Annotated in this window: 13 protein-coding genes and 3 tRNA genes; 11 read left to right on the forward strand and 5 right to left on the reverse strand. The window is 62.1% G+C overall.

The window, feature by feature from the left end; all coding sequences use genetic code 11:
- Nucleotides 1-64: 64 nt before the first annotated feature.
- On the reverse strand, nt 65-1,039 hold the full coding sequence (locus tag ACE3OO_RS16990; RefSeq protein ID WP_374304626.1) for a TAXI family TRAP transporter solute-binding subunit: 975 nt from the start codon (nt 1,037-1,039) through the stop codon (nt 65-67).
- Nucleotides 1,040-1,314: 275 nt separating this feature from the next.
- Between ACE3OO_RS16990 and ACE3OO_RS16995 the strand changes: the two genes are divergently transcribed.
- The 4 genes from ACE3OO_RS16995 to ACE3OO_RS17010 all read left to right on the forward strand — a co-directional run bounded on the left by ACE3OO_RS16995 (nt 1,315) and on the right by ACE3OO_RS17010 (nt 4,049).
- Entirely contained in the window at nt 1,315-1,965 is a 651-nt protein-coding gene (locus tag ACE3OO_RS16995; protein WP_374304627.1) for a VWA domain-containing protein, read from the forward strand.
- A gap of 4 nt (nt 1,966-1,969) precedes the next feature.
- A complete protein-coding gene (locus ACE3OO_RS17000; protein ID WP_374304628.1) occupies nt 1,970-2,767 on the forward strand; it encodes a DnaJ domain-containing protein in 798 nt (265 codons plus the stop codon).
- Between the two features lie 166 nt (nt 2,768-2,933).
- Complete coding sequence (locus ACE3OO_RS17005; RefSeq protein ID WP_374304629.1) at nt 2,934-3,554, forward strand: HD-GYP domain-containing protein; 621 nt, start codon at nt 2,934-2,936, stop codon at nt 3,552-3,554.
- 108 nt (nt 3,555-3,662) lie between these two features.
- Nucleotides 3,663-4,049: a nuclear transport factor 2 family protein gene (locus tag ACE3OO_RS17010; RefSeq protein ID WP_374304630.1), complete on the forward strand. Its 387-nt coding sequence runs from the start codon at nt 3,663-3,665 to the stop codon at nt 4,047-4,049.
- Nucleotides 4,050-4,071: 22 nt separating this feature from the next.
- Here the strand turns inward: ACE3OO_RS17010 and ACE3OO_RS17015 are convergent.
- Nucleotides 4,072-4,146: transfer RNA gene (locus ACE3OO_RS17015), tRNA-Thr, on the reverse strand.
- Between the two features lie 208 nt (nt 4,147-4,354).
- On the opposite strand from ACE3OO_RS17015, the gene ACE3OO_RS17020 reads away from it, so the two are divergent.
- From ACE3OO_RS17020 to bfr, 4 genes are all read left to right on the forward strand, one after another.
- Complete coding sequence (locus ACE3OO_RS17020) at nt 4,355-4,870, forward strand: hypothetical protein (RefSeq protein ID WP_374304631.1); 516 nt, start codon at nt 4,355-4,357, stop codon at nt 4,868-4,870.
- Between the two features lie 14 nt (nt 4,871-4,884).
- Nucleotides 4,885-5,115, forward strand: coding sequence for a bacterioferritin-associated ferredoxin (locus ACE3OO_RS17025; protein ID WP_374304632.1), 231 nt, complete (start codon nt 4,885-4,887; stop codon nt 5,113-5,115).
- A complete protein-coding gene (locus tag ACE3OO_RS17030; protein WP_374304633.1) occupies nt 5,112-5,255 on the forward strand; it encodes a hypothetical protein in 144 nt (47 codons plus the stop codon). The genes ACE3OO_RS17025 and ACE3OO_RS17030 overlap by 4 nt, the downstream gene beginning before the upstream one ends.
- Nucleotides 5,256-5,363: 108 nt before the next feature.
- Complete coding sequence (gene bfr / locus ACE3OO_RS17035; protein ID WP_374304634.1) at nt 5,364-5,846, forward strand: bacterioferritin; 483 nt, start codon at nt 5,364-5,366, stop codon at nt 5,844-5,846.
- Between the two features lie 83 nt (nt 5,847-5,929).
- Here the strand turns inward: bfr and ACE3OO_RS17040 are convergent, their stop codons facing one another.
- The 3 genes from ACE3OO_RS17040 to rlmB form a co-directional block, all read right to left on the reverse strand.
- Nucleotides 5,930-6,679: a hypothetical protein gene (locus ACE3OO_RS17040; RefSeq protein WP_374304635.1), complete on the reverse strand. Its 750-nt coding sequence runs from the start codon at nt 6,677-6,679 to the stop codon at nt 5,930-5,932.
- Nucleotides 6,663-7,349, reverse strand: coding sequence for an FkbM family methyltransferase (locus tag ACE3OO_RS17045; RefSeq protein WP_374304636.1), 687 nt, complete (start codon nt 7,347-7,349; stop codon nt 6,663-6,665). The genes ACE3OO_RS17040 and ACE3OO_RS17045 overlap by 17 nt, the downstream gene beginning before the upstream one ends.
- A gap of 134 nt (nt 7,350-7,483) precedes the next feature.
- Complete coding sequence (gene rlmB, locus ACE3OO_RS17050) at nt 7,484-8,680, reverse strand: 23S rRNA (guanosine(2251)-2'-O)-methyltransferase RlmB (protein WP_374304637.1); 1,197 nt, start codon at nt 8,678-8,680, stop codon at nt 7,484-7,486.
- A 39-nt stretch (nt 8,681-8,719) separates the two neighbouring features.
- Between rlmB and ACE3OO_RS17055 the strand changes: the two genes are divergently transcribed.
- The 3 genes from ACE3OO_RS17055 to ACE3OO_RS17065 form a co-directional block, all read left to right on the forward strand.
- Nucleotides 8,720-8,805, forward strand: a tRNA-Tyr gene (locus ACE3OO_RS17055).
- 72 nt (nt 8,806-8,877) lie between these two features.
- A tRNA-Gly gene (locus tag ACE3OO_RS17060) sits at nt 8,878-8,951 on the forward strand.
- Nucleotides 8,952-9,128: 177 nt separating this feature from the next.
- Nucleotides 9,129-9,254, forward strand: a 126-nt coding sequence (locus ACE3OO_RS17065) for a GTP-binding protein (RefSeq protein ID WP_374304638.1), incomplete at its 3' end; no start/stop codon positions are given.

Consider the following 9,254-nt stretch of genomic DNA (forward strand, 5'->3'; position numbering starts at 1 on the left):
GGTGATCGGAACATGCCGCCGCCATGGCGACGGCGGCATGCCGGTGATGCAGGCCCGTCAGCGGTCAGCTGGAGGGCATGGTCTTGGGGTTCAGGGCGATGCCCTTCTCCTTGTAATATTGCACAGCGCCAGGGTGGAACGGCAGGAAGCCATTGCGCGAGGCGTTTTTGGCGAGGGTCTCGACTGCCGCGGCATGACCCTTGACCATGCGGTCGTTGTTTTCCAGCACGGCCTTGACGATCTTGTAGGCGACGTCATTCGGCAGGTCCTTGTGGGCGATACCGAAATTGTAGACCCCGACGGTCTTGTGATCTTCTGTCAGCGTCTTGTAGGTGCCCTTCGGGATCACGCTGTCGCTCAGCTCCGGCATCTTCTGCTTCAGGGTGGCAAGCTGGGCGTCGGTAAAGGTGATGAATTTTACCGGGCGCTGTGCCTCGATTTCCGAGAAGGCCGCGATCGGCAGTCCGGCCGCGAAGGCAAAAACGTCCAGCAAGCCATCGGCAAGCTGGTTCTGCATGTCGGCGGCCTGGCCGTAGCGCCAGTTTGCCTTGATGCCCAGGGCATCGAACATCAGCGGGAAATAGGTGCCCGGCGTACCGGCCTTCGGCCCCGCGCCCAGGGTCTTGCCGTTCATTTCCGCCACCGACTTGATGCCGGTCTTTTCGGTCGTAACGAAGTGGAACGGCGTATCATACATGGGGAAGAGGGCGCGGACATTGGTGAACTTGCGTCCCTTGGTCCATTCACCCGTGCCTTCCCATGCTTGCAGGGCAATGCCCATGGTGGTCATGCCCAGTTCGATATTGCCGCCATCGACCAGGATGATGTTCTGGTTCGGGCCCTGGGTTTGCTGGGTGGAAACGTTGATGCCGATGGTGTCGGTCAACAGGGTGGCGACCACGCCGCCATAGATGAAATAGGTCCCGCCGACCGAAGCCGTCCCCAGGGTCAGGGATTTGGGCTGGGCCTGGGCGATGCCGGCAAAAGCGACAGCGGCAACGGTTGCCGTAGCCAGGGTTTTGAATGTTGACGCGAGCATGTAGTCCTCCCGGTTATTAACGTTTCCTCGCAATGGCGGTCTGACTGCCGCTTTTTGCATGAACAGGATAACGATTGTGCTTGCCAAGGCCAGCGATATTGTCAGTTCACGGCGTAGAACGGCGCACCGCAATTACGACCTTCTGGCAATGTGTTGCCGGCTACCTATATCCTGACGCGAAGTCATGGAAAGATCGAAGCGTGGACAACAGCCGCAAGCCTTCTGATTCGGACCGGATCCCGGCCAGATCCTCCAGCCGGGAGGTCGAGGCTTTTTTGCGCCAGGTCGCCCTCAGCCCGCGTGCCGATCTGCCGCAGGGCGGGCGTGGCCGTCTGGTCTTTGCCATGGATGCCACCGCAAGTCGCCGGCCGACCTGGGATGAGGCGCAGGATATTCAGGCCGAGATGTTCCGCGCCACGGCTGGCCTTGGCGGTCTCGATATCCAGCTCGTCTTTTTCCGCGGTCAAGGCGAATGCCGGGCCTCAAGCTGGGTCTCCGATACGCGCCGGCTGCTGCGGTTGATGCGGCAGGTCGAATGCGTGGGAGGTTATACCCAGATCGAACGGGTGCTGCGGCATACGCTGGCCGAGGCGCGTGAAGGCAAGATAAACGCGTTGGTCTATGTTGGCGATTGCATGGAAGAGGACCCTGACGAGATCGCCCGGCGGGCTGGTGAGCTTGGCCTGCTTGGCGTGCCGATTTTCGCTTTCCAGGAGGGCGAGGAGCCCCAGGCGCAAGCCTGCTTTCGCGACATGGCGCGGCTGACCCGCGGCGCTTATTGCGCCTTCGACCGCTCCAGCGCTGCCATGTTGCGCGATTTGTTGTCGGCGGTGGCGGTCTATGCGGCCGGTGGTATCCGGGCCCTGGAGGATTATGCCAGACGGTCCGGCGGCAGCGCACAGCTGCTGATCGGTCAGATGCGGTGACCTCATGGCGGCATGGTTCGCTCTTGGCATTGTCGGCGTGATCCTGCTCTGGCTCGGGGGCAGGGCTTTCGTCAACGCCGATCCCCGCCTGCTGGCGCGAGGGATCAAATATGCCAGCGCGGCGTTATGCGGCGGTCTGGCGGTATTCTTCCTGGTGCGGGGGCGCATCGATGTGGCCATGATGCTGGGCGCTGCCGGTGCCGCTGCCTTGGGCTATTTGCCGCGTGGCCTGCTGCCCTTCGGAGGCTGGTTCGGCGGCCGCGGGGGGCGGGGCAGCCGGAATGCCGGCCCTGACTGGCACAAGGCTCGCAGCGGCTTCGAGCAGCCGTCCGATCAGGCTGGTGGCGGACAGCAGTCGCAGGTGGAAACCGCCTGGCTGCGCATGCGGCTGAACCATGCCACGGGGCGCATGCATGGCGAAGTCCTGCAGGGGCGTTTCGCCGGCCGCAGCCTGACATCGCTGTCGTTCGAGGATTTGCTTCTGCTGCTGCGCGATTGCCGTGCCGCTGACAACCAGGGCGCGGCATTGCTGGAATCCTATCTCGATCGCACGATCGGCGAGGATTGGCGGGAAAAGGCGGCCCGGGGCGATGCGGGGGAGTCTGCCGAAGGTGTTCCGGGTGGGGGCGCGCTCACCCGTGAACAGGCATTGGATATCCTGGGATTGCAGCCTGGCGCCACGCCGGCGGATATTCGTGCCGCCCATCGCAGGCTGATGAAGAAATTCCATCCCGACCAGGGTGGCTCGACCTATCTGGCGGCACAGATCAACCGGGCCAAGGATCTGCTGTTGGCCGAATAGCCGGTTCCCGCTGGATTCCGGCGCTTGTTGATCCTGATCAATTTTCTGTTGTCGTTTGGCGCTAAAAGCAGGCGCTTCTGATGTGCCCTGGGGGATTCGGCAGGCAGCGCCGTCGGCTCCGTGGCCGGTCGGTAAAGAGGCCCCAATAGTCTTGGAGCGGAAGGCCGTGGAACGGTCGCTGGATATCTTTTCGGTTGCTGCGGGTCTTGCGCGTCTGGCACATGCCAATGACGGCGAGACCTATGACCATGGCTGCCGGATGCGGCCGGTCTGCAATCTGCTGGCAACCCGTCTGGGCCTGGATGGGGAGGCGATCGAGCGGATCGGCGTCTGCGCGCAGTTGCACGATATCGGCAAATGCACGCTGCCCGAGACCGTATTGTTCAAGCCCGGCCGACTGACACCCGATGAATATCGCCAGATGACGGAACATACGTCCAGCGGCCATGGGCTGCTGCGCGATTTCGGCCATCCCTGGCTCGATTGCGCCGCCGATGCCGCCCTGCATCATCATGAACGGTTTGATGGCGGCGGCTATCCCCATGGCATTGCCGGCGTTGCCATTCCGCTGCCGGCGCGGATCATCGCGGTGGCCGATGTGTATGATGCATTGCGGTCCGAGCGGCCCTACAAGCCGGCCCTCAACCATGAAAAAGCCGTGAGCCTGATTCTGCGCGGCGATGATCGCACCAATCCATCGCATTTCGATCCTGCCGTGCTGGCCGCTTTCCAGCATGGCGCGCCGGCGATCCAGCAGCTTTATGACGGACCTGCCGTCGGCGCCTGAGCCGCGGCCATCCCGGATTGCACCGGGCCGATTGCACCGGGACAATTCCATTATTCAGCACTGTCTGGCGACTGGTTATAGTGCGCGTCCCGAACGGAGAGCGCAGTCATGGATGCCATTGCCAAATCTGTTGAATCCTCGGCTGCCGAAGCCGTCGTGCAGAAGCAGCTCGATGCCTATAACGCCCGCGATATCGAAACCTTCATGGCCTGCTGGGCCGAAGAGGCGCGGATATACGAATTCCCCAACCGTCTGCTGGCTGACGGCGCAGCGGAAATCCGGGCACGGCATATGGTGCGCTTCCAGGAGCCCGACCTGTTCGGCCATCTGGTCAGCCGCATGTCGGTCGGCAACCGGGTGATCGACCGCGAAGTGGTGACGCGCAATTTCCCGGAAGGGAAAGGGCGGATCGACGTGATCGGGATTTACGAACTGGCCGGGAAAAAGATCGCCCAAGCCTGGTTCATCATGGGCAGCCCGGTTCTGGAAGGCTGATAGGCGGGCAGGCGGAGGAAAATGGTGCCGGATGAGGGGATTGAACCCCCGACCTTCGGTTTACAAAACCGCTGCTCTACCGCTGAGCTAATCCGGCAAACGCTTCGTTCTGCGGCTATTTACGTGACCGGGCCGCCGCCGGCAAGGGGAGGGCGGCAGCGATTTCGGCCATTTGCCTACCTGCTTGCAGGTCTGCGGCAAATAAGCACTTGATAATCACTCGCAACTTCGCTACATCTGATCCTGCGAATGAGTTGCAGTCCGGATTGTTGGGCGGGCTGTTTATCAAGAACGGGGCAGACGCAGTGACAGTGCAGATTTCCCAGGCAGCCGGCGAGCGTGGTACTTCCTGGCCGACCCATGTGCAGGACCTGAGCGAGGGCGAGCGCCTGGTGATCTGGGCCTTCCGCCGCTGGGTGTCGGGGCCGCAGCAACTGCCGCTGCTGGCGCGGGAATTCGACCGCCAGTTCCGCCGCGCCGAAGCGCGGCCCGCGTTGCAGGCGCTGGATGCCGCGCTCACCGGCCTGACCCGTCATGCCCGGCGCACCATTGTCTATCACCAGCCCTGCTGCGCCTGCCTGTGCGCCGATGAAGTCTGCTTCCTCTCCATTGTCGCGGCCCTGCAGAGCGGGGCGCAACATGCCGCCGGCGCCATGGCGCAATGGCTGGTGCGTCGCGAGGGCGTGCAGGATTTTGTCGCCGCGCTGGACGATCTGGCCGAATGCCTGAGCGGCAGCGGTCACGACCTGCCGTATCGCACGCAACAGCGTAATCCGGTTCACACGACAACGGCACAGCCGCTGTCGCTGCTGGTGCATTGAGGGGAGGGGCGGCGATGTATGTCTGTCTCTGCCACGGCTTCACCGATGGCGACGTGCGCAAGGCGCTGGATGGCGGCTGCCGCTCTGTGGCCGCGGTCTATCGTCATCTCGCCGACCGGCCGCAATGCGGCAAATGCGTGCCCGATGTGCGCTGCATGGTGAACGAGCATCGAGCCGGCAACGCTGCCGGCGCCGGCCATGCCATGCCCTGTGCCGCCATGGCACAGGCCGAAAGCACCGCGTGATCGGCACGGCCCTGATCGTGGCGGCCTGTCTGGGCGGCTGCGCGATTTTGGCGATTAAGTTGTGTGTGATACGCAAAATTGGCGAAGTTGAAAATCAGTTGCGGGAAACGGCGCAGCGCACTGATTTTCTTTGCGACTAACTCGTAATTTCAAGCATTTCCCTTGAGCCGGCGTGTAACGCGGCGTAAGCCTCTTCCCAGCGCGTCGATACCGATTCCGGTGCGACCAGCAGCAGAGGAGGCCCCGGGATGAAGGGCGACAAGAAAGTCATTCAGCATCTCAATGGCGTGCTGAAGAACGAACTCACCGCTATCAACCAGTATTTCCTGCATGCGCGCATGTGGAAGAGTTGGGGCTTCGAGCGCCTCGGCCACCATGAATACAAAGAATCAATCGAAGAGATGAAGCACGCCGACAAGATCATCGAGCGGGTATTGCTGCTCGATGGTGTGCCCAATCTGCAGGATCTTGGCAAACTGAAGATCGGCGAGACGGTGCCGGAGGGTTTGAGCGCCAATCTCGATCTCGAACGCAAGAACCGCGTTGATCTGGTGGCTGCGATCGCCCATTGCGAAGGCGTGCAGGATTACGTCAGCCGTGAAATCCTCACCGATATCCTCGACGACACCGAGGAACATATCGATCATCTGGAGACCCAGCTCGACCTGATCGAGCAGGTTGGCTTGCAGAATTACCTGCAAAGCCAGATGGGCGATGGTTCGCCCTCGTAAGCGGACGCTTCAAAAAAAAAACTGCGGCGGCCTGTCAGCATATAAGCTGGGCCGCCGCATTTGTGTCTGCGCCTGATGCCGGCTTAGTCGCCGGGCAGCTTGGTCTTCAGATCGAACAGGATCAGGTCGCGCACATCCCCTTCGCGCGCAACCGGCTCCACGCCGTGGAAGCTGCGTTTCGTCTGCGGGAAGGCGACCAGCGTATTCGGCACATAAGGCATGGTCGCCACCAGATCGAATTTCTCGAAAGGATGATGCGGGCCGCCCATGCAGGTGAATTTGCGATCCTTCGGAACATAGGCCGACGTGCCGAGATGGCTTTTGCTCTCATCCGGCGGCATGTAGAACAGCACCGATACCATTTTGCGCGGGGTGTCGGTATGCGGCCCCAGCGAATAGGTCGTGGTGTCCCGCATCAGGAACATTTCGTTGTGAAGCTTCAGGTCGGCAACCGTCATGTTGTTGTCGGCCAGCTTCTCGGCCATGCCCTGTCGGAAGACCGACAGCCAGATGCTGCTGAATTCTCCGTCGCGGAACGTCTCGAACAACTGTTTCCAGAAAGCCCGCTTTTCTTCCGATGTGGGCAGGCCATCGACTTCCTTGGGGAAGACGCAGGCGCGGGCGCCGCTGTAGCCCATGCCGACGCGGCCGGTATCCACCAGGCGGGTGAAGCAGTCGTCGTCCAGCCGGTTGCGCAGCAACTCGGCATAGAAGTCTGCCGGCAGGATGTTGTGAACGCAGACATGCGGGAAGGGCCAGGTCCTGAGCGGTGCGTTCAGGATCTGATACATCGCATGCAGTTTGGCGGCGGAAAATTTATCGGCGGAAGACATATTCACCCACACCCTCGAAATAGCCATCCGTCCGGGCGGCCTTGGCCACCTGTGCGGGATCGTAGTGGAAACCCAGCGTCGCCAGGTGGTCTATAATCCAGCGGTGTTCGGCGAGGTGCGGGTTGATCTCGATCAAAAGAGAGGCAACTTCGGGATTCTGGAGCGTCTTTTCCGCCCCTTTGACGATCTTGTGCTCGATGCCGTCCACATCGATCTTGATGAAATTCGGCACCGGGATCGCGCCGCTGGCGACCAGTTTGTCGACCGTGGTGGAATAACAGCCCTGGATGAAGGGATTCTTCTTCTCCTTCAGATAGGGATCGAGCGATTCCCCGAAGGAATGGCAGGACGAGCCAGCCTGGAATTGCGACAGGTGAAGCCGGTCGAAGGCTTCGACGTCAGACAGCGCGGCGCTCCACGCAATGACGCGGTCGCTCAGGTTATTGGCGACGATGTTGCGGCACAGCGTGGCGTAGTTTTGCGATTCCGGCTCGAAGGCGAAAACGGCGGCCTCGCGCATCACGCTGGCATAGATCGAATACATGCCGACATTGGCGCCGACATCCAGCATCTTGCTGCCCATCGGAAAGCTGTCGAGCCATTCGATGGTGCTCGGCTCCTTGGTGAGCAACGACTGCACACGCCACAGACAGCCCGAATTGGGAGTCATGTACGTTATTTTGCGTCCATCCCGGATCACCTTGGCGGCTGGGAAGAACTTTTCGTATTCCTGCAATGAGATCGACATGAGACCGCCCGCGCTGAAATTCCCGGCAGTCTCAGGCTACAATACTTACCAAGTCTTTAAAGCGAATCCTTGGCTCCCGCGCCGTCCCGTACCGCCTCGTACAGGGCAACAGCGGCGGCGGCTGAAACGTTCAGGCTCTCGACGGCCCCACTCATCGGCAGTTTTGCCAGGAAGTCGCATTTCTCGCGGGTCAGGCGCCGCAGGCCCTCGTCCTCGGCCCCCAGCACCAATGCTTTGCGGCGGACACCGGTGACCGCATCGGCCAGGGTTTTCTCGGTTTCCATCTCCAGGCCGATCCGCCAGAAGCCGTACTCGGCCAACAAATCCAGCGCCCGGGCCAGATTGGTGACGCGGATCAGGGGCACGACTTCCAACCCGCCCGAGGCTGCTTTGGCGAGCGCCCCCGTGGCTTCCGGCGCATGGCGGTCGGTGATGATAACGGCGCGCGCGCCGAAGGCGGCAGCCGAGCGCAGGATGGCGCCCACATTACGCGGGTCGGTCACATGATCGAGCACCAGTACGACGTCGCCGGCCTCATCCAGGGGCTCTTTCAGGGATTCCACGCCCGGGTCCTCCAGCGGGTCCGTCAGCAGGGCGATGCCCTGGTGTACCGCGCCGGGCGGCAGCAGGGCGTCCAGCCGGGCGCGATCGACGGTTTCTGGCTGCGGATTCGCCGGCAAATCGCCGCCCAGGGCCTCGCGCGCTTCACGGGTTAGCAGCAGGCGACGATGATACCGTTCCGGGTTGTGTAGGGCGGCCAGGCAGGCATGGCTGCCATACAGCCATGTCGGCAGTTCCCGCCCATGCGCCGGGCCGGAGCGAGGGCGGAAATCCCGGCCTGGCTCGCGGCCTGATCCCCTCTCCGGACCCCGCTCGAAACCCCGGCCGCCTTTCTGGTCGGACCTCTGGTCGTCACGCCGGTCAGTCCGGCGTCCCTGATCGGGGCGCTTTGGGCCTTTGCCGGCCGCTGCGCGGTCTGAGCCATGGGCGAATTTGCCCGATTTCCCTTGCTTGTCCGGGCGGCTGCGGCCTTCAGGGCCACCCTCCCGGCGCTGGTCGCGCCGATCGTTGCCTCCTTTACCGCCATGGGCGCTGGAGTGGGACGAGGGGCGTTTGGGGTTCCGGGCATCCGGCTTGCGTCTGGACATGGCGGGTCTTATACTGCCGCCCGGTAGAAGCAACAACATTGCCGCTCGAACTCTAAAGTTTTGAGGGAAGGGGGCGATGATGGTGCTTTTGTCGCGTTTATCCATTGACGGACGGATATCCCTTCGGTAATCGGGGGGCCGGTCGGAGGGGTGCCCGAGTGGCTAAAGGGGACGGACTGTAAATCCGTTGGCGCACGCCTACGCTGGTTCGAATCCAGCCCCCTCCACCATCTCCGCGCCAGCCAAGAAAGCGCTTATGCGCCAAAGGGTTGGTGGAACGTCTTCGGAAGTGACGCGATGCGGCGGGTGTAGCTCAGTGGTAGAGCCCCAGCCTTCCAAGCTGGTTGCGAGGGTTCGATTCCCTTCACCCGCTCCAGCTTACCGGGCGGAGCACTCCTCACGGGGTGAATTCGTCCACACGGCAGACGGTGATGCGACACGGCGCTGAGGCAGCGCGACGCGGAACCGGAGGCCGGGAAAGAAACGAACGGGGTCCGCAAGGACCTCGACGAACAGTCGGATAACAGGACGCTAGTCGGAACAGGACAGAACGATGGCCAAGGCAAAGTTTGAGCGTACGAAACCGCATTGCAACATTGGTACGATTGGTCACGTTGACCATGGCAAGACGTCTTTGACGGCTGCGATCACGAAGGTTCTGGCTGAGAGCGGCGGCGCG

Origin of the sequence: Ferrovibrio sp., from assembly GCF_041906005.1 — a bacterium.
Lineage (GTDB): Bacteria > Pseudomonadota > Alphaproteobacteria > Ferrovibrionales > Ferrovibrionaceae > Ferrovibrio.